At 43.3% G+C, this 17838-nt stretch carries 20 protein-coding genes, 1 other RNA gene and 1 pseudogene; 16 read left to right on the top strand and 6 right to left on the bottom strand.

Translation table 11 applies throughout. The features are described from left to right. Window positions 1–9: 9 nt before the first annotated feature. The 15 genes from POW22_RS06965 to POW22_RS06895 all read left to right on the top strand — a co-directional run bounded on the left by POW22_RS06965 (window position 10) and on the right by POW22_RS06895 (window position 12230). On the top strand, window positions 10–669 hold the full coding sequence (locus POW22_RS06965; RefSeq protein ID WP_272831911.1) for a hypothetical protein: 660 nt from the start codon (window positions 10–12) through the stop codon (window positions 667–669). Window positions 670–814: 145 nt separating this feature from the next. Then, entirely contained in the window at window positions 815–1930 is a 1116-nt protein-coding gene (locus POW22_RS06960; protein WP_272831910.1) for a serine hydrolase domain-containing protein, read from the top strand. Window positions 1931–2007: 77 nt separating this feature from the next. Next, window positions 2008–3063 carry a bestrophin family protein gene (locus POW22_RS06955; protein WP_272831909.1) on the top strand — a complete coding sequence of 352 codons (1056 nt, stop codon included), beginning with the start codon at window positions 2008–2010 and terminating at the stop codon, window positions 3061–3063. 11 nt (window positions 3064–3074) lie between these two features. Further along, on the top strand, window positions 3075–3311 hold the full coding sequence (locus tag POW22_RS06950; RefSeq protein WP_272831908.1) for a DUF1059 domain-containing protein: 237 nt from the start codon (window positions 3075–3077) through the stop codon (window positions 3309–3311). Further along, window positions 3311–3871, top strand: coding sequence for a DUF1572 family protein (locus tag POW22_RS06945; RefSeq protein ID WP_272831907.1), 561 nt, complete (start codon window positions 3311–3313; stop codon window positions 3869–3871). Before POW22_RS06950 ends, POW22_RS06945 begins: the two co-directional genes overlap by 1 nt. After that, window positions 3840–4250 carry a hypothetical protein gene (locus POW22_RS06940; RefSeq protein WP_272831962.1) on the top strand — a complete coding sequence of 137 codons (411 nt, stop codon included), beginning with the start codon at window positions 3840–3842 and terminating at the stop codon, window positions 4248–4250. Before POW22_RS06945 ends, POW22_RS06940 begins: the two co-directional genes overlap by 32 nt. A 23-nt stretch (window positions 4251–4273) precedes the next feature. Beyond that, window positions 4274–5239: a Gfo/Idh/MocA family protein gene (locus POW22_RS06935; RefSeq protein WP_272831906.1), complete on the top strand. Its 966-nt coding sequence runs from the start codon at window positions 4274–4276 to the stop codon at window positions 5237–5239. A 56-nt stretch (window positions 5240–5295) separates the two neighbouring features. Further along, entirely contained in the window at window positions 5296–5835 is a 540-nt protein-coding gene (gene pyrR / locus POW22_RS06930; RefSeq protein WP_272831905.1) for a bifunctional pyr operon transcriptional regulator/uracil phosphoribosyltransferase PyrR, read from the top strand. Window positions 5836–5840: 5 nt separating this feature from the next. Next, the gene (locus tag POW22_RS06925) at window positions 5841–6779 is read left to right on the top strand and encodes an aspartate carbamoyltransferase catalytic subunit (RefSeq protein ID WP_272831904.1); all 939 of its coding nucleotides are present in this window, start codon (window positions 5841–5843) and stop codon (window positions 6777–6779) included. Further along, window positions 6769–7104, top strand: a complete 336-nt coding sequence (locus POW22_RS06920; RefSeq protein WP_272831903.1) for a ribonuclease Z — start codon at window positions 6769–6771, stop codon at window positions 7102–7104. The genes POW22_RS06925 and POW22_RS06920 overlap by 11 nt, the downstream gene beginning before the upstream one ends. A gap of 12 nt (window positions 7105–7116) precedes the next feature. Beyond that, a complete protein-coding gene (locus tag POW22_RS06915; RefSeq protein WP_272831902.1) occupies window positions 7117–8022 on the top strand; it encodes a ribonuclease Z in 906 nt (301 codons plus the stop codon). Between the two features lie 76 nt (window positions 8023–8098). Further along, window positions 8099–8749 carry a pyridoxamine 5'-phosphate oxidase gene (gene pdxH / locus POW22_RS06910; protein WP_272831901.1) on the top strand — a complete coding sequence of 217 codons (651 nt, stop codon included), beginning with the start codon at window positions 8099–8101 and terminating at the stop codon, window positions 8747–8749. Window positions 8750–8758: 9 nt separating this feature from the next. Beyond that, window positions 8759–9247, top strand: coding sequence for a SixA phosphatase family protein (locus tag POW22_RS06905; protein ID WP_272831900.1), 489 nt, complete (start codon window positions 8759–8761; stop codon window positions 9245–9247). Beyond that, window positions 9244–11322, top strand: coding sequence for a polyphosphate kinase 1 (gene ppk1 / locus POW22_RS06900; protein ID WP_272831899.1), 2079 nt, complete (start codon window positions 9244–9246; stop codon window positions 11320–11322). Before POW22_RS06905 ends, ppk1 begins: the two co-directional genes overlap by 4 nt. Then, the gene (locus tag POW22_RS06895) at window positions 11319–12230 is read left to right on the top strand and encodes a Ppx/GppA phosphatase family protein (protein ID WP_272831898.1); all 912 of its coding nucleotides are present in this window, start codon (window positions 11319–11321) and stop codon (window positions 12228–12230) included. Before ppk1 ends, POW22_RS06895 begins: the two co-directional genes overlap by 4 nt. On the opposite strand, the gene POW22_RS06890 is transcribed toward POW22_RS06895, so the two are convergent. The 3 genes from POW22_RS06890 to POW22_RS06880 are packed head-to-tail and all read right to left on the bottom strand — an operon-like array spanning window position 12227 to window position 15336. Beyond that, the gene (locus tag POW22_RS06890) at window positions 12227–12979 is read right to left on the bottom strand and encodes a class I SAM-dependent methyltransferase (protein ID WP_272831897.1); all 753 of its coding nucleotides are present in this window, start codon (window positions 12977–12979) and stop codon (window positions 12227–12229) included. The genes POW22_RS06895 and POW22_RS06890 overlap by 4 nt on opposite strands. Next, window positions 12972–13553, bottom strand: coding sequence for a MiaE family protein (locus POW22_RS06885; protein ID WP_272831896.1), 582 nt, complete (start codon window positions 13551–13553; stop codon window positions 12972–12974). The genes POW22_RS06890 and POW22_RS06885 overlap by 8 nt, the downstream gene beginning before the upstream one ends. Before the next feature lie 4 nt (window positions 13554–13557). Beyond that, window positions 13558–15336 carry a DNA polymerase III subunit gamma/tau gene (locus POW22_RS06880; protein WP_272831895.1) on the bottom strand — a complete coding sequence of 593 codons (1779 nt, stop codon included), beginning with the start codon at window positions 15334–15336 and terminating at the stop codon, window positions 13558–13560. A gap of 101 nt (window positions 15337–15437) precedes the next feature. Between POW22_RS06880 and rnpB the strand changes: the two genes are divergently transcribed. Continuing rightward, an RNA gene (rnpB, locus tag POW22_RS06875) (RNase P RNA component class A) lies at window positions 15438–15791 on the top strand. A gap of 65 nt (window positions 15792–15856) precedes the next feature. Here the strand turns inward: rnpB and POW22_RS06870 are convergent. The 3 genes and pseudogenes from POW22_RS06870 to POW22_RS06860 all read right to left on the bottom strand — a co-directional run. Further along, window positions 15857–16324: pseudogene (locus POW22_RS06870) on the bottom strand (RsmD family RNA methyltransferase); the annotation flags it as partial. Further along, the gene (locus POW22_RS06865; RefSeq protein WP_272831894.1) at window positions 16315–17106 is read right to left on the bottom strand and encodes a DUF3822 family protein; all 792 of its coding nucleotides are present in this window, start codon (window positions 17104–17106) and stop codon (window positions 16315–16317) included. The gene POW22_RS06865 and the pseudogene POW22_RS06870, both read right to left, overlap by 10 nt. Beyond that, complete coding sequence (locus POW22_RS06860) at window positions 17081–17746, bottom strand: hypothetical protein (RefSeq protein ID WP_272831893.1); 666 nt, start codon at window positions 17744–17746, stop codon at window positions 17081–17083. Before POW22_RS06860 ends, POW22_RS06865 begins: the two co-directional genes overlap by 26 nt. Between the last annotated feature and the right edge of the window lie 92 nt (window positions 17747–17838).

Raw genomic sequence — 17838 nt, 5'->3', positions numbered from 1 at the left:
CGCAGCCTCATGATTCGGTTTTTTCGCAACATTCGCAAACAACTCTTAGAGAACGGCAAATTCAAAAAGTACGGGTTCTATGCACTCGGAGAGATTTTCCTGGTGGTTATCGGGATTTTGATCGCCTTGTGGTTGGACACATTAAATACGAGGAGCCAACAAGTCGAGCAGGCCAATCGCTTTTTAGAAAAACTAAGTGCTCAGTTGGATCGCAACGAGCTTTCCATTGATCTATATATTGAGACCAATGATTTCTTTTATGCGGAAACCAATAGGTTAATGACCATCATTGGTAAATCAGAAGATGAGGTCAATGATACGACCATAGATTCGCTGGTGATGTACAATCTTTTTGATTTTGATCTGAACTTGGATATGAATATCATCATTGAAGGTCGAGAAAATGGCGACCTTGCTTTGATACAAGACGATTCGCTCACCGCTGCTATCTATAGCTATGTAAGGCTTAATGCGGCCGCAGAGGAACGCGAGAAGATGACTAATGATGACCTTTCCGATCACTTTTTACCCTACTTGAACAAGAATTACAGCATCACAAATTTGATCTATCGAGTCACTGATGGGAACGGTACCCATCCGTCTAAACTCTACAAGAATGACAATTATAAAGTATTGTCAGACCTGGAGTTTGAAAATTTAATTTCCTAGCGCCTTTCTATGGGTTATGACCTTTTAGGGGCTTATAAGGAGCTCAAGGATAATTTGGTCCTGATAAGATCTTTAATCGAAAAACAGAAATAAAGAATTGACTCCCCTTTGGTCTGATTCTTGAGTTTCCTGCTTAAAAAAAACTATGCGACATCTTTACCTCCGAATTTTCCTATTGCTCTTTATGGCAAATATCAGCTATGCGCAACAGTACAGCGAACAACTAGAATCCTCAGTAAACAAACAAACCAAATCCTTACTCAAGGATAAAGAGATCAAAGCAGTAGCTGTTGGAGTTTATTATAAAGGCGAAACCTATCGTTATTATTTTGGACAGCAAGGCGATCAAAACCCCAATATGCTTGATGATTCTTCGGTCTATGAGATCGCGTCTGTGAGTAAAACCATGTTGGGTTATTTGGCGGCCAAGGCGGTTTTGGAGGGTAAGATCGATCTAGATGACGAGGTTCAAAAGTACTTGGGAAAACCGTATCCCAACCTCAGTTATGAAGGAGACCCTATTCGTATTAAGCACTTACTTGCCAATACCTCGGGCTTGCCGCATTTTATGCCGGAATCTTTAGATGGAATTTTTGAACGCCTAAGTCCAGAGGTGCCAACTGATTTTTATAAAGTAGAATCTGCAGTTACTAAGGATGATTTTTGGCAAGCGCTAGAAAGCTTTGAGCTGACTCAAAAACCCGGAACGCGTTTCTATTATTCGAATGCGGGGGCGGAGTTGATGTCATATATTTTGGAAAATGTCTACGGCAAATCCTTAGATGAGCTGCTGCAAGATGAGTTATTTCAAAAATGCGATATGGAACTATCGGGAATTGCAATGACCGCTGAGATGCAGGCGAATGCTGTTTTGGGCTATTGGATGGGTAATTTAGAACCCTCACCTTATTTTGCCAATACGCTGTGGGCAGGTGGTGCAGGGGTGAAGTCCAATTTGCTCGCCATGACCAATTACCTCGAATTCTTAATGGAAAGTGATGATCCAACGATCGCTGAGTCTCGTCAAGAGCTCTTTCACGACGGTAAAACCACGCGCTTAGGTTATTACTGGCGAATTTGGAAAGATAAGTACGGCACCTCGTACAACCACCACGGGGGAAGTCCGGGCATGCAAAACTGGGTTTATCTATATCCGGATCAAGATTTTGCGATCACCATCTTTACCAACCACAGCGGCCCTAAGACACCTGGGAAATTAAAGCGCGTTGTGGATAAGATCCTCAAAGAGGTCACGCGTTAACATTCACCACCTTCGCGCCGGTTTTATAAACGTTGATATTTACCTATCTTTAATCGCATCGATTAGCTAAATAACACATGTATACCGGAAAGATCTATTCGCTAAAAGCCATGGTGCTTTGGACGCGCTACGAATCCTTATTTTTTATTTTCTATATAAGCCTTTGGGTGGCAGCCTATTTTTTCCTCGATATTGAGTGGCTTACCATTCCTTGGACCCCTGTAGCCCTGATCGGTACTGCGGTGGCCTTTGTGATCGGTTTTCAAAACAATGCCGTTTACGGCCGAATTTGGGAAGCCCGTAAAATCTGGGGTGGCGTGGTCAACACTTCTAGAACCTTCGGTATGTTTGTTCAAGACATGGTTTCCAATGAATATTGCGAACAGGTCGTGCCAGAACAAGAAATCAATGCGAGCATTAAGACCTTGACCTATCGCCATATAGCTTGGATGACCGCTTTGCGTTACTCCATGAGGCAACTAAAGCCTTGGGAGACCACCAGTCAGCATAGAACCAATACCGAATGGGGAATCAAAACTCCAGAATCTCAGATACCCCTGGCAGAGGCACTTGAGCCTTATTTGCCCAAAGAAGATCTGGAATACGTGTTGAGTAAAGGCAATAAACAGACAGCTGTGCTCTACCTACAATCTCACCATTTACGGAAGCTTAAAGAGGCTGGATTGGTCTGGGAGTTTGCCTTCTTACAATTGGAGGGAGTTTTGGAAGAGCTCTTTACCTTGCAAGGTAAATCTGAGCGTATTAAGAATTTCCCTTATCCTAGACAATACGCCACTTTGAACCACTTCTTTATGTGGACCTTGTTGTTGCTTTTACCCATGGCCTTGGTCCCTCAGTTTTTAGAGATAGGGCAGGAGATCGCTTTAACACGACCCTTATTGGGAATGGCCTTTATTTGGTTTTGCATACCTATTTATATGGCGGTGGCCTGGATCTTTCACACCATGGAGCGCATTGGTAGAACCGGGGAAAATCCGTTTGAGGGCACTGCCAATGATGTGCCGATATCTACTATTGCCAGAGGTATTGAGATTGATCTGCGCCAGAACCTGGGAGAGGATTCAGCGCAAATACCTGCTCCATTCCCTGCAGATTACGGAGTGCAATTTTAAAAGCAATGCTTATGAAAACAATGACTTGTAAACAGTTGGGTGGTGCTTGTGAGCTTAGCTTCAGGGCAGCAACCTTTGAAGAGATGATCGCCTCGAGTAAAAATCACGGCATGGAAATGTTTCAAAAAGGCGATAAGCCGCATTTAGAAGCTATGCAAGCCATTAAAAAGCTGATGGATTCACCAGAGGCCATGGAACGCTACTTCAATGAAAAGCGCGCTTTGTTTGAGCAGTTACCTAACGACTGATGGATCCTCAGGAATATTTAAAGAACATCAAATCTCAATTTGAGTACTACAAGTCTTTGGGCGATAAGACCTTCACTCAATTGACGGATGAGCAATTGTTCTGGAATTATAATGAAGCGAGTAATTCTATTGCGATCATGGTAAATCATTTGCACGGCAATATGTTGTCACGTTGGACCGATTTTCTTAGCTCAGATGGTGAAAAGACCTGGAGACAGCGCGATTCAGAATTTGAACAGACCATTAAGACGCGAATGCAACTGAATCAAAAATGGGAATCAGGCTGGAGCTGCCTATTTACCGCTTTAGATTCTATAAATGCCTCTAATTTTGACCAACCGATTTATATTCGGAATCAAAAACACAGCATTTCCGCTGCGTGCAACAGACAATTAGCACATTACGCCTATCACGTTGGGCAGATAGTATATGTAGGACGTATGCTCAAGGATCAAGACTGGGAGTCTTTGAGCATTCCAAAGGGAGGTTCCAAAGCTTTCAATGACCAAAAATTTGCAAAAGGAAAACATGACGGACATTATACCGATGACATTAAATAGAGTTGCCTTAACATTTGGACTGCTGCTAACGCTAGGGTCATGCAAAGACACTCCAATGACCTGTGAAGACTTTCACGAAGGTGTTTTTGAGATTGTTAAACCTGAGGATGATTATGCCGTCCGCATTGAGCGTAAAGGCGATCAGCAAATTGAAACCAACATAAAAACTGGAGCAGTGACCAAGGCCACAGTGACCTGGGACAATATTTGCAACTATCAATTGACTTATACCGAATCTACAAGTGAACACGCGGTAAATCTAATTGGCAAAGTACTAATTGTAAGAATTACCGGAATCCAAGGCAATAAGTATAGTTATGAAGCGGTTTTACGCGGAACCCAGACGGTGACCAGTGGCTTTATCACAGCAGTGGATTAAGCATTTGTGCGTATCTTTAGACTATGATTCGATTTGGCATCATAGGATTGGGAAAAATTGCAGGTCGCTTTGCGGAAGACCTCGCACTTCACCCTGAAGCGAGCTTACAAGCAGTTGCCTCCAGATCTACAAAAAAAGCCCGAGCTTTTGCCAAACAGTACGAGGCGGTCTCGCATTACGGCAGTTACGACGCTCTTTTTAAGGATTCGGAAGTAGATGTGGTCTACGTTGCGACCCCGAATCATTTGCACTATCAACAAACTATGGATGCCCTGGAGGCAGGGAAACATGTGATCTGTGAAAAGCCCTTTGCTCTTGATGCCACTCAGGTCAAAAAAATGATCAACAAGGCCAAGGCTGAGCAATTGTTTTTAATGGAAGCGCTTTGGACACGCTTTATTCCTGCAACAGAGAAAGTTTTAGAATTGATCGGACAAGGAGTTATTGGCCAGCCAGTCTCCATTAGAGCAGATTTTGGCTTCCCGGCTTCTCAAGATCCCAACGGGCGTTTGTTCAATCGCAGTTTGGGAGGGGGTTCTTTGATGGACATTGGAATTTACCCCTTGTATTTGAGTTATTTGCTTTTGGGTAGGCCAGAGGCTATTGACGCTGAGGCTACTATGCATTATACTGGGGTTGATAGTCATTGTCATATGGAGCTTTCCTATGATGAGGGGCAAAGTGCTATATTGGAATCTACCTTTTTAGAGACCACGCCCACGGAGGCCATCATAGAAGGGACTGAGGGCGGAATTTATATGCATCCGCGTTTTCATCACTGTCAAGCCATCAGTATTGAAAAGAATGGAACGCTTGAAACCTTGGAGCTTCCTTATATGGGCCGAGGCTATTATCACGAGATCGATGAGGTGGTCTCTTGCCTGAAGGCGGGAAAAATTCAGTCAGAAAAAATGGCTCACAAACACAGCATGGATCTCATATCGCTCTTAGATGCAGTGCGTTCCTTGATCGACTTGCGCTTTGACTAGCGAAGGCATTGCACAACCCGAGAAAATCGTCTATTTTTGCAGTAGAGAAGCAATGTATGAGTCAAAAAGTCCTGCTTAACCAAACCGAAGTGCATATTACACTGCACCGTTTGGCCTGTCAATTGCTTGAAAATCACCTAGACTTTTCCAACGCCGTACTTATCGGACTTCAACCCCGAGGGGTTTATCTCGCAGATCGTTTGGCGCAACTCCTCAAAGAGGATTACAACATCAAAGACCTACAGCTCGGTTATTTGGACATCACCTTTTACAGAGATGATTTTAGAAGGGGAGACAAACCTCTAGCAGCTAACGCCACAAATATTGAGTTTATCGTAGAGGATAAGAACGTGGTGATCATAGACGATGTGCTTTATACCGGTCGTAGTATACGAGCGGCATTGACAGCGATCCAGGCCTTTGGAAGGCCGAAGAACGTGGAATTACTATGTCTTATCGACCGTAGGTTTAGCAGACATTTACCCATACAACCCAATTATCGTGGACGGCAGGTAGATGCCATAAACGATGAAAAGGTGAAGGTGTGTTGGCAAGAGAATGATGGCGAAGACGCCGTTTACTTAATTAATAAATAAGTTCAATGAGTAGCTTAAGTGTAGACCACTTACTCGGGATTAAATACGTCACCCCAGAAGACATTCAACTGATCTTTGAAACTGCAGATCAGTTCAAAGAAGTGATCAATAGGCCCATCAAAAAGGTGCCTTCCCTGCGAGACATTACCATTGCCAATCTCTTTTTTGAAAATTCCACACGTACGCGTTTATCTTTTGAACTCGCAGAGAAAAGACTTTCTGCGGACGTCATCAATTTTTCTGCGGCCTCTTCCTCAGTAAAAAAAGGAGAGACCCTTATTGATACCGTAAATAATATTTTATCCATGAAGGTGGATATGGTGGTGATGCGTCACCCCAATCCTGGAGCTGGGTTGTTTTTATCCAAGCATGTAAAGGCCAGCATTGTCAACGCAGGTGACGGCGCACATGAGCACCCGACCCAAGCGCTGTTGGATTGCTTTTCCATTCGCGAAAAACTCGGTGATGTGGCTGGGAAAAAAGTAGTCATTGTAGGCGATATTTTGCATTCACGAGTAGCTTTGTCGAATATTTTTGCACTGCAAAAGCTTGGAGCTTCAGTTAAAGTATGCGGTCCTAAGACACTTATTCCTAAATACATAGATAAATTAGGGGTTGAAGTCGAATTGAATCTAGAAAAAGCACTTCAATGGTGTGATGTGGCCAACATGCTTCGCGTTCAAAACGAACGCATGGACAGTTCGTATTTCCCTTCGAGCAGAGAGTACAGTTTGCAGTATGGACTCACAAAAGCACACTTAGACAGGCTGGATAAGGAGATCGTGGTCATGCACCCAGGACCTATAAATCGCGGCGTAGAGATCACGAGTGATGTGGCAGATTCCAACCAAGCCATTATATTGGATCAGGTAGAGAATGGGGTGGCCGTTAGAATGGCGGTGATCTATCTCTTAGCCTCAAAAATTAAGCGAGATGACAGTTAAACAGCAGGACAATCTTACTGTATTGATTGACGACTACAACGATCCCAAAGACTTTGCAGATCATCTGGGGCGAGTGATACCGCAGTATTTCGCTGAGCAGAACGTGGTAGTAGATCTCACCAAATACAAGGACTTTTCACTAGCACAGCTTTTACACTTTTTACCAGTTTCTAATGCGCATCGCGCTGCAAAGCACTCCTTTGTAATGGTCTGCACCTCAGTCCCCGTTGATGATATCCCTTTTGAAATGGTGGTGGTGCCTACACTTCAAGAAGCTGGTGACATCATAGAGATGGAAACAATAGAGCGCGATCTTGGCTTTTAAACTCCTCATGAGGTGAAACTGACTATACTTGGCTGTTATTCAGCTACTCCACGTACACGCACGCATCCCACTGCTCAGGTTTTAGAGGTTCGAGGGCGTCATTTTTTAATAGATTGTGGAGAAGGCACTCAAGTACAGCTTAGGCGCTCAAAGATCAAGTTTACACGTGTGCAAACCATTTTTATATCACACTTGCACGGCGATCATTACTTTGGGCTCATTGGCTTGATATCTACTTTTCAACTTTTGGGAAGAAAGACCCCATTGACCATCTATGCGCCAAAAGGACTCAAAGAGGTAATAAGCATGCAATTGCGCTTGGGGAACTCCTGGCCGCAGTTTGAACTCAAGTTCGTCGAACTCAAGTCAAAATCTTCAGAATTGATCTATGAAGATGAGCAGCTCACCGTGCACACCATTCCACTCAATCACAGAATTTACACCAACGGTTTTCTATTCAGAGAAAAGCCGGGGCCACTGAAGCTTCTGGTAGAAGAGGCCAAAGAAGCGGGGATTGACCAAGCCTACTACCGAAAATTAAAAGCGGGGCAGGATGTCTACAATGAAGCGGGTGTACTTATTGATCATAAAACGGTCACCACGGCGGGAGCTTCTCCGAGATCCTACGCCTACTGCAGCGACACGGCCTATGAACCCACCATAGTTCCTTTGATTTCTGGTGTGGATACCTTGTATCATGAAAGTACCTTCCTTGAGGAGCAAGCGCATCTGTGTGAATCCACTAAGCACAGTACAGCCAGGCAAGCCGCTCAGATTGCCAAATCAGCAGAGGTAAATCGTTTGATATTAGGACATTATTCTACGCGTTATGACGGCTTGGATAGCTTTCAACAAGAAGCTAAAACCATTTTTGAGAACACCGACTTGGCCGAAGATCTCAAAGAATTCTCTTGGTAAAAATCTGCTGAGAAAACCTCCGTATTTACTTTTAAGGCAGACCGATTTCTCGTAACTTGCAGGTAAAGCTTATCCTATGGATCAAGAACTGTATAATTTCAGAAAATCATACGAAAAGGGTGCTCTGGACAAGTCCAGTGTAGATCCGAATCCCTTGCAGCAATTCAGAACCTGGTTTCACCAAGTGCAAGAGGCTGGTGGTATAGAGGAGGTCAATGCCATGACGGTCACCACCTTGAGTTTGGATGGTTATCCAAAAGGTCGTGTGGTATTGCTCAAGAAGTACAACGAGAACGGCTTTTATTTCTACACCAACTACCACAGTGAGAAGGGCAAGGCCATTTTGGCCAATCCAAAAGTCTCTTTGGCTTTCTTTTGGCCTACTTTGGAGCGACAGGTGCTCATCAAAGGAAATGCCACTAAAACCTCTAGAGTTGATACGGAGAATTATTGGGATTCGCGCCCTTTAGGAAGCCGATTAGGAGCTATCGTGTCTGATCAAAGCAAAGAAATTCCCGATCGCGAAGTTTTAGAGGACCGATTAAAGAAATTAGAATCTACCTTCAGTGAGAACGATACTGTTCCCTGTCCGGATCATTGGGGTGGAATTTTGGTAGCCCCAGTCGAGATCGAGTTTTGGCAGGGGAGGCCCAACAGACTCCACGATAGGATCCTCTACCGACTTCAAGAGGATGGAGACTGGGATATTGTTCGCTTATCCCCATAAAGTCAGCCTATGAAGACCTTATATCTGGTGAGACATGCTAAATCTTCTTGGGAACACAACGTATCGGACCGCGAACGGCCATTGAAAGGACGCGGACTCAATGATGCAGAAGCCATGGCTTTGGAAGTGTCTAATCGCATTGAAGCCCCAGAGCTGGTAATTAGTAGCCCAGCCAATCGTGCACATACAACCTTTCTATTTTTTAAAGAGGCTTTTTCATTGAAAGATGAGCAATGTCGTATTGATGAACGCTTGTATGACTTTGGGGGTCAATCGGTGATGGAGGTGGTCCACGAGACGCCAAGGGAGATCGATTCTTTAATGATCTTTGGACACAACCACGCTTTTACTAGCATTGTCAATATGTTAGGTGATAAATATTTAGACAATCTACCCACTTGTGGATTCGCAGCTATAGCATTTCAAGAGGACGATTGGTCTAAGATTAAAAACGGTAAAACATTAACAACCCTTTTCCCAAAAGAGATTCGCAAATGAATGAACTGCAGGAACAGTATGTAAATCGGGAGATCAGTTGGCTCCAATTCAATGAAAGAGTTTTGCAGGAAGCGGCAGACACTTCGGTGCCTTTAATTGATCGGATTCGTTTTCTCGGAATCTTCTCCAACAATTTGGACGAATTTTTCAAGGTTCGTTACGCCTTTGTGAAACGCATTGTAGATGCGGGTAAAGGCGGTCGTTCCGCACTTAAGGGTATTGCGGCTCAAGACTTATTGGCACAGATCACCGATATTGTAATAGACCATCAGTCTGCCAGTTTGAACATCCTGAAAGGCATCTACAAAGAGTTGGAAAAGGAGAACATCTTTGTGATTGATGAAACCCAGGTAAGTCAACGCCAACATGAGTTTATTGCAGATTACTTCCAGAATAAGGTTTCTCCTGCTTTAGGGGTGATGATGTTGAATGATCAAACCAGCTTCCCAGGCTTACAAGACAATGCGGCTTATCTCACTGTTCGGATGGAAATGCATGAAGATGCAAAGATCTTGACCGACCCTGTCAGCTATGCCTTGATAGAGATTCCGCGCTATTTGGACCGCTTTATCATCTTGCCGCAGGAAGGGGACAAACAGTTTGTGATCCTTTTGGATGATTTGATCCGATACTCTTTAGGAACCATCTTCAGTCTTTTCAATTATAAGTCCATAGAAGCACACATGATCAAAATTACGCGTGATGCAGGACTGGACATGGATTCGGATTTGAGTAAGAGTTTTATCGCCAAGATATCGAAAAGTGTAAAAGAACGCTCTTCTGGAGATCCTGTGCGCTTTGTTTATGATAAGTCTATCCATGAAGATACCTTGAGTTATCTGTTGGAGCATCTGGAGATCGAAGCCACGGATAGTGTGATTCCCGGCGGGCGCTATCACTACCGCCGAGATTATATGAAGTTCCCGTCCTTTGGCCGTCAAGACCTCTTGTACAATAAGATCAAGCCGTTACCGGTTCGTGGCCTACACGGCTCAGACAGTATATTAGACGCTATTGACAAAAAGGACGCTTTGCTTTATGCTCCTTATCACGATTTCACCTATGTGATCCGCTTTTTGAGAGAAGCTGCCTTAGATCCTCGTGTGGAAAAGATAAAGATCACCATTTATAGATTGGCGGAGATCTCACACATTGCAGGTTCCTTGATCAATGCGGCTAAGAACGGTAAAGAAGTTACCGTGCAAATCGAGTTGCAAGCGCGCTTCGATGAAGAAGCTAATATCCGTTATGCAGAGCAGATGCAGCAAGAAGGCGTGCAGCTCATCTTCGGAGTTACGGGGCTTAAGGTACACTGTAAGGCTTGTGTTATTGAGCGTCGTAATGGAAAAAAGAACAAGCGCTATGGATTTATCAGCACGGGGAATTTCAATGAATCCACGGCCAAGATCTATACGGATTATACGCTGTTTACTGCGAATCAGAAGATATTAAAAGAGGTCAATAAGGTCTTTGACTTCTTGGAGGTCAATTACAAGATCAAAAAGTACAATCACCTGATTGTTTCCCCGCATTACACGAGAAATGTACTTTACAATCTTATTGAGGCGGAAATAGAGAATCACAAAAAGGGCTTGCCAAGTGGTATCCAAATTAAGTTGAACAATATGTCTGATTACCCTATGATCGACAAGCTATACGAAGCGAGTCAAGCAGGGGTATCCATTAAGATTATCGCTAGAGGAATTTGTTGTTTGATCCCAGGGGTTGAAGGGCTGAGTGAGAATATTGAAGTGATCAGCATTGTAGATAAGTTCTTAGAACATCCAAGGGTGTTTATCTTTGAGAATCAAGGCGACCCTAAGGTTTATATTTCTTCCGCAGATTTTATGACGCGAAATCTGGACCGGCGTGTAGAAATTGGGTGCCCTATTTACGATCCAGACATCAAGCAGGAGATCATAGATACTTTTGATATTAGTTGGAAGGATAACGTTAAAGCTCGAGTAATAAGCGCCGCTCAGGATAATGCTTATCGGGAGCGCGAAGAAGAGCCTGCCTTACGTTCGCAATTTGAAATGTATACGTATTACCAGAAAAAGTTGAATCAGGTTTGATCGAGATTAATAAATATGGAGCCATTGATATTGGGTCTAATGCGATACGTCTTTTGATCGCTACAGTGACTCAATTGGGAGATGGTCCGACCAATTTTAAGAAAACTTCCTTGGTCCGCGTACCCATTAGGCTGGGAGCAGATGTATTTGATCAGGGCAAGATCAGCGCTGCCAATATTGAGCGGATGGTAGAAGCTATGAAAGCTTTTAGAATGCTGATGAATGTCCATAATATTGAGGCGTATAGAGCTTGCGCTACCTCCGCAATGCGAGAAGCAACCAACGGACATGAGGTGGCTGAGCTTATTAAAAAGCAAGCAGGTGTTCATATCCATATCATTGATGGTAAGGAAGAAGCTGCTATAATTGCTTCTACGGATCTAAAAACCCTCATTGATGATGAGCGTAATTTTCTTTACGTCGATGTTGGTGGTGGAAGTACCGAATTCACGGTTTACGGTCAGGGAGAAGTACTGGCTTCTCGTTCGTTCAAATTGGGAACCGTTCGCTTGCTCAATGATCAAGTTGACGAAGCCTTATGGGACAGTGTAAAACGTTGGATCAAAGCCAATACCTCAGAGCTCGATGACGTGAGTCTCATTGGCTCTGGTGGAAACATCAACAGTATTTACAAAGAATCTGGGATTAAAATAGGACGTCCTTTGACCTATTTGTTCTTGAGCAATCACTACAAGATCTTGCAGAAGTTTAGCTATGAAGAGCGGATCGCTCGCCTGGGAATGAATTCAGATCGGGCCGATGTGATCATCCCTGCCACACGTATTTACCTCTCGGCAATGAAATGGGCCAAGGCGGACTATATCTATGTGCCTAAGATTGGATTGGCAGACGGAATCATCAAAACCTTGCATCAAGAGAACAAGGCGAAGAATATTGAGGTCAATTAAGATTTAATAGCCATAACCACAGACTGTTTGGTTCTGGCTATGCCTTGATGATTGTAATCTTTGATCGTAAATCCGCGGTCTGTAAATTGCTTTAAGAAAAATGACTTCTCATAGCGGACTCTAAAAAGAGCCCCGTGATTTTCACTGATGTAATTTTCTGGGTTTTCTTCCATTTCAGGAACTCCTTCCTCAACAAAACCAGTGACATACAACAAACCTCCCGTTTTCATTAAGCGTGAAAACTCATCAAGGTAAAATTGAACATCGGCGGTGATCATGTGTGAAAACACAGAATTCAAGAAAATCATGTCAAAGCTGTTGTCCTCAAAAGGCAATACTTGTAGTTTTTCTGCCTGTTTGTTGTAGCGTTTGTTATAGGCTGGCACGTGCAGAAATTGGTAAGCGGAACCGTAGGCGCTGATCCATTTTTTACACCAATTGATAGAGAGTTCATGCGTATCTACTCCCGTGTAAGTATGAAAAGGCAATTTCAAATACTGAATTCCATTGGCAATACGACCTTGTCCACAACCGAAATCAAGAAAGCATAACTCATGGCTAAAAGCCTTATGCGGTTGTATTGACTCTAGTTGCTCTACGGCGGATTGCAAATAGTCTTCATTCTCGCTAAGCCCTTGATTTTCTCTAAAAGAAGGCAGGTTCACCCCTTGATATTGTTGGCGTTTGTAATACGGATTGCCAAACAGCTTGTATTTGACCTTTCGGAGTAATTTTTGGATGTTAGCCATGAATGGTCTCTGATTTACTGAGGTCTTTCATCAATTCTGCCTCAAAATCCAGCAGCGATTGCCACTTTTTATCTACCGCATCGCGCTCTCCGTACTGTCTGGCAAACTTTAAGAACATGGTGTAGTGGTTGGCCTCAGAGATCATGAGTTTGCGGTAAAATTCTGCCAACTTTTGATCTTCGAGCTCCTCGCTCAGCAATCTAAAGCGTTCGCAGCTTCTAGCTTCAATAAGGGCAGCATAAAGCAAGCGATGTACCAATTGATCGTTGCGGCTCCCACCTTTGGGAAAGAACTTCATCAGTTGATTGACATATGCATCTTTGCGTTCGCGTCCTAAATGCCCCCCGCGTTCCACAATACGGTCGTGAACCATTTTAAAGTGGCTCATCTCTTCTTGTGCTAAAAGGGTCATTTCTGCAACAAGTTCGGTGTATTCTGGGTAGCCTATAATCAAAGAAATCGCTGTACTGGCGGCCTTTTGCTCACAATACGCATGATCGGTAAGAATCTCGTCTACGTTTTTTTCTACAATATTTACCCAGCGTGGATCTGTTGGCAACTTGAGTCCTAGCATAGTTTTATATTTCTAGATCAAATTCTTGGCGGAGGATATCCATCAAGGGGTTGATCTCTTTAAGTTTATCGTATTTCTCCCGCGGCGTGTAGGCGTAGCGCTTTTGAATTTGTTCGTTTACCTCGATCTGTAACTCGATCTCATAATTTTTGAGCTCCTCGCGCAAGTATCCGAGCAATTCATGTGAAGCCGATTCCAATTCCACTTTGATGGTGGCATTGGGATATTCGAGTAAAAGTTTATTGCCTTCCTTTTTAGGTAAAGCCATGCTCAAATGGGATACCAAATTGTATCGTCCTTTGCGTTCCATCTTGGCAGTAAATGATTTCCAATGCTCTTCTAAGGCTTCTTGAGTAAAATCTTCTGTAGGTAGGACTGTTTCATCCTGATTCTTTGCGCTCTGTGCTTGAAGCTGTTGTTTTTCCTTGATCGATTTAAGCGAGAGGGCAGAGACGCGTCTTCCGCTGTTGGAATTTAGATTGATCTTAGGTTTTTGGGTGGCAGCTGGAGCTGGTTCTTGAGGTGGAGGAACTGCTGCTGCTGGTGTTGCTTCTGGAGCCGTTTCTACTGGCGCGGAAATCACTGCCTGCGGTTCGGTAAGCTGCTCAACAACTTCTTTAACTTGAGGTATGGCGGCTTGCTGAGGCGCATCAATACGCTCAATAGGTCTCACCGTTTTAAAATGTGAAGCTGGAATTAAGTAGTTAGGAGCCTTTTTTTTTTCTCCATCAAAAGTGATAGAGGCCAATTGCATCAAACAAAGTTCTACTAAAAGTCTTTGATTTCTGCTACTTCTAAACTGCAGGTCGCAAGCGTTTGCTTTTTCAATGGCTTCTATTAAGAACCCTTTGCTACAGCGTTGGCTTTGGTCTATGTATTTTGCCTTAATCTCAGGCCCAACCTCCAACAGCTCATTGGTTTGCGGTTGTTTCCCCACTAAAAGGTCTCTAAAGTGAGAGGCTAAACCGGCAATAAAGTGGTGACCGTCAAATCCTTGTGAGAGAATTTGGTCGTATTCAAGTAGTAATTCAGGAATATTGTTGTCCAGGACAAGATCGGTCACCTTGAAATAGATGGTATAGTCCAAAACATTCAAATTCTCCGTAACGGCCTGCCGAGTCAAATCTTTTCCGGAAAAACTTACCACGCGGTCAAATATAGATAAAGCATCACGCAAGGCTCCATCGGCCTTTTGCGCAATGATCTGCAGTCCGTCCTCATCGGCTTGAATGCCTTCAGAAGCGGCTACATGCCCTAAATGCTCCTTAATGTCCTTTACCGTGATGCGTTTGAAATCAAAGATCTGACAACGCGATAGGATGGTAGGAATGATCTTGTGCTTTTCTGTGGTGGCCAAAATGAAAATGGCGTGTTTTGGCGGCTCCTCCAAGGTTTTAAGGAATGCATTAAAGGCCGCTGCAGAGAGCATATGCACCTCATCAATAATATAGACCTTGAATTTTCCAACCTGAGGAGGAATACGAACCTGATCAATCAGGTTTCTAATATCGTCTACGGAGTTATTAGAAGCTGCATCCAATTCAAAAATGTTGAATGCAAAGTCTTCATCTTCTGAGGTGTTGTCATCTGCGTTGATCCGCTTGGCCAAAATACGAGCACAGGTCGTTTTTCCTACGCCTCGAGGTCCTGTGAACAGTAAGGCCTGTGCCAAGTGGTTATTGGCAATGGCGTTCTCCAAAGTATTGGTAATAGCACTTTGCCCAACAACATCTTTAAAGGTCGTGGGTCTGTACTTTCTAGCCGATACAATGAAATGTTCCATAGTATAACAAAGATAAAATTACCCCTAAATTATAGAGCCTTGGCACGCTCGTAATTCTGCTTTTTTATTAACATTATTTGTCAAAAAATGTACTTTTGCAGCCAGCAGACCGCCTTATCGCTGTGAAGCGGAACTTTGTTCACTTCACAGAGGAAAGTCCGGACACCACAGAGCAGCATAGCGGCTAACGGCCGTCACCCTAAAGTGAACTCGTTCTACTTTGGGGGAGGACAAGTGCAACAGAAAGCAAGTACAGGTAATGCTGTAGTGAAATCAGGTAAACTCTATGCGGTGAAATGCCATGTAAACCTACGTTTGAGCGCTGCTCGCGCGATGTGGGAGGGTAGGCAGTTAGAAGGGTGCAGTAATGTACACTCCAGATAAATGATAAGGACCCTTAAGTGGATTTATTCTACTTCAGGGGACAGAATCCGGCTTATAGGTCTGCTGTTTTTTTCTCAAAGAAGGAGAAACAACTTCCGCCGTATCGTCTCAGTTCTGAAAAACCATCAAGAGCACTTAGATCTAGTTGTTTGGGATGTTCCACGATCAAAACTCCATCTTCATTTAATAAAGACCCAGTCATAGCATCAGTGATGACTTGCTCAAAGGCTTCTTGGCCCAAGTCATAAGGAAGGTCGGCAAAGATGAGATCATAGGACTCCGTATGCTTGGCGATAAATCCAAAAACGTCGCTTTTAATGGCTCGGATCGGAAATTCCAATTCTTGTGCAGTGGCTGTTATAAATTTACAACAACCGTAATGCTGATCCACTGCGGTTATGTCTTCAGAGCCACGAGATGCAAACTCATAGGAGATATTACCGGTTCCGGCAAAAAGATCTAAAACCTTTGTACTTGGAATATGAATTCTGTTGTTCAAGATGTTGAACAAGGATTCTTTGGCAAAATCCGTAGTGGGTCTAACCGGCAGGTTTTTAGGAGCGCGCAAGCGTTTTCCTTTATGCGTACCTGAAATTATTCGCATGCTGCTACGTTTTTAAGCAAGAACGCGTTTTGGGAATCTTTAAGAATGTTAATATCCTTCACATAGCGGTACCCTAAGGCGAAGTATTCGTCCTGCTCGTCAATGTTTCCGCTTAGCATCAATGGAATTTCTTTAGGATCCAAGCCTAACTGCTCCATGGTGAACAATAAATAATAGGCAAAGTCTTCTGTGCCGCTTATGGCAAAGGCGTTGATCAAATGTACTTTTTTACCTGAGGTAACCGCAATTAACAAGCTGTTGTCCTCCAAATGAGCAGCAACCTGCGTTGTCGCTGAAGTATGTTGTGCTTCTAGTGCCGCCAGGTAAACGGTGGCGCTATGCAAAAAGGTAAAGTCGCCATAACGATCAAAGAAGAAGTTATTGATGTTGGTGTAGGGAATATACACATTGACCATGCCTCTTGACTTGGAGACGTCATAGTCCAAATAATCCTGAGCCAATATCTTGGCGTTGAACTTTAGGTAATCGGCAAGATTGTTCGGGTCAAATAAAGCCTCGGGAACAAAGGTAAAGGTCGGGTGGTGGTATACCACTACAACTTCTTGGGTCTTGCTTTGAAAACGATCTTGAGTCAAGATCTGTTGCAGTTCTGTAAGCACATCACCTGGATGCAATCCAGAAGGCAATTCGTGGCGATGTGTCCAAGTATCACCGCTTGGATACTCCAATAAAAAAGAAAGTCCGGTCAAACTAATTTGAACGGACAGTCTTTTTATGTTTTCGGTCGGAACCTCTTTAGTTCTTTCTTGCGGGTGTGTCATAGTTCTTAGGCCAGTTACCGTTGGTGTTTACCTCGGTCATTGATCCTACGATAATGTGAGAACCGTTAATGTCTTCTACGGATACGATCTGATTCTCCTGAGCCAATAGGTCAGGATCTTGATCGGCTAATACCACATTCTTAGCTACTTTAGCTTCAAATACTGGTAATTTAAGATCTCCAGACTCGATCATTCCAGCGTCCATTTCAAATTTAGCAGTTACGCCTTCAATTGGAACGTTCATCATGGTCTTGTAACGGTCTGAGTTTCTAAACAAAGAATCTCTTACGCTGTTGTAACCAATGGTATCAATCAGCGTTTCTTCAATATAATAACCCTCATCGATCCCGAATGCTTTGTTTTTCTCAACATCGTCATAAATAGTATCTCTACGTTGGGTGATTGCGAATTCTGCAGTATCTACAAAAGTAACTAGTGAGTTAAAGTCCTTTGCAAAAACTCCAGTAACTTCTTGGTGTGCCAATTGAGCAGAACGGATGTCTTTTAGGTTGTCAATTACTTTCGCGTAGCGTTTCTCTTTGACTTGGTTAAATTTTATTGGTCCATAGATGGATTGAAACAACAAATACCCTAATAAACCTATCACGGCCCAAAGTACTAATTGAATTACTATTTTCATTCTTGAAGAGAGTTTTTTTGTTAAAACTAGGTCTAACGCAAATCTACAATTTTTTTTGTTTCACGAAAGCAATATCCTATAAAATTCGCGTA

This window comes from Gilvibacter sediminis, assembly GCF_028561565.1.
Lineage (GTDB): Bacteria > Bacteroidota > Bacteroidia > Flavobacteriales > Flavobacteriaceae > Gilvibacter > Gilvibacter sediminis.
The sequence above is the reverse complement of the archived record's forward strand: the minus strand, read 5'-3'. Positions and strand labels throughout refer to the sequence as shown.

Bases quoted from the DNA above. Each gene is read 5' to 3' on its own strand.
- POW22_RS06965 (WP_272831911.1), top strand. From the start codon at position 10: ATGATTCGGTTTTTTCGCAACATTCGCAAACAACTCTTAGAGAACGGC.
- POW22_RS06960 (WP_272831910.1), top strand. From the start codon at position 815: ATGCGACATCTTTACCTCCGAATTTTCCTATTGCTCTTTATGGCAAAT.
- POW22_RS06955 (WP_272831909.1), top strand. From the start codon at position 2,008: ATGTATACCGGAAAGATCTATTCGCTAAAAGCCATGGTGCTTTGGACG.
- POW22_RS06950 (WP_272831908.1), top strand. From the start codon at position 3,075: ATGAAAACAATGACTTGTAAACAGTTGGGTGGTGCTTGTGAGCTTAGC.
- POW22_RS06945 (WP_272831907.1), top strand. From the start codon at position 3,311: ATGGATCCTCAGGAATATTTAAAGAACATCAAATCTCAATTTGAGTAC.
- POW22_RS06940 (WP_272831962.1), top strand. From the start codon at position 3,840: ATGACGGACATTATACCGATGACATTAAATAGAGTTGCCTTAACATTT.
- POW22_RS06935 (WP_272831906.1), top strand. From the start codon at position 4,274: ATGATTCGATTTGGCATCATAGGATTGGGAAAAATTGCAGGTCGCTTT.
- pyrR (WP_272831905.1), top strand. From the start codon at position 5,296: ATGAGTCAAAAAGTCCTGCTTAACCAAACCGAAGTGCATATTACACTG.
- POW22_RS06925 (WP_272831904.1), top strand. From the start codon at position 5,841: ATGAGTAGCTTAAGTGTAGACCACTTACTCGGGATTAAATACGTCACC.
- POW22_RS06920 (WP_272831903.1), top strand. From the start codon at position 6,769: ATGACAGTTAAACAGCAGGACAATCTTACTGTATTGATTGACGACTAC.
- pdxH (WP_272831901.1), top strand. From the start codon at position 8,099: ATGGATCAAGAACTGTATAATTTCAGAAAATCATACGAAAAGGGTGCT.
- POW22_RS06905 (WP_272831900.1), top strand. From the start codon at position 8,759: ATGAAGACCTTATATCTGGTGAGACATGCTAAATCTTCTTGGGAACAC.
- ppk1 (WP_272831899.1), top strand. From the start codon at position 9,244: ATGAATGAACTGCAGGAACAGTATGTAAATCGGGAGATCAGTTGGCTC.
- POW22_RS06890 (WP_272831897.1), bottom strand. From the start codon at position 12,979: ATGGCTAACATCCAAAAATTACTCCGAAAGGTCAAATACAAGCTGTTT.
- POW22_RS06885 (WP_272831896.1), bottom strand. From the start codon at position 13,553: ATGCTAGGACTCAAGTTGCCAACAGATCCACGCTGGGTAAATATTGTA.
- POW22_RS06880 (WP_272831895.1), bottom strand. From the start codon at position 15,336: ATGGAACATTTCATTGTATCGGCTAGAAAGTACAGACCCACGACCTTT.
- POW22_RS06865 (WP_272831894.1), bottom strand. From the start codon at position 17,106: ATGACACACCCGCAAGAAAGAACTAAAGAGGTTCCGACCGAAAACATA.
- POW22_RS06860 (WP_272831893.1), bottom strand. From the start codon at position 17,746: ATGAAAATAGTAATTCAATTAGTACTTTGGGCCGTGATAGGTTTATTA.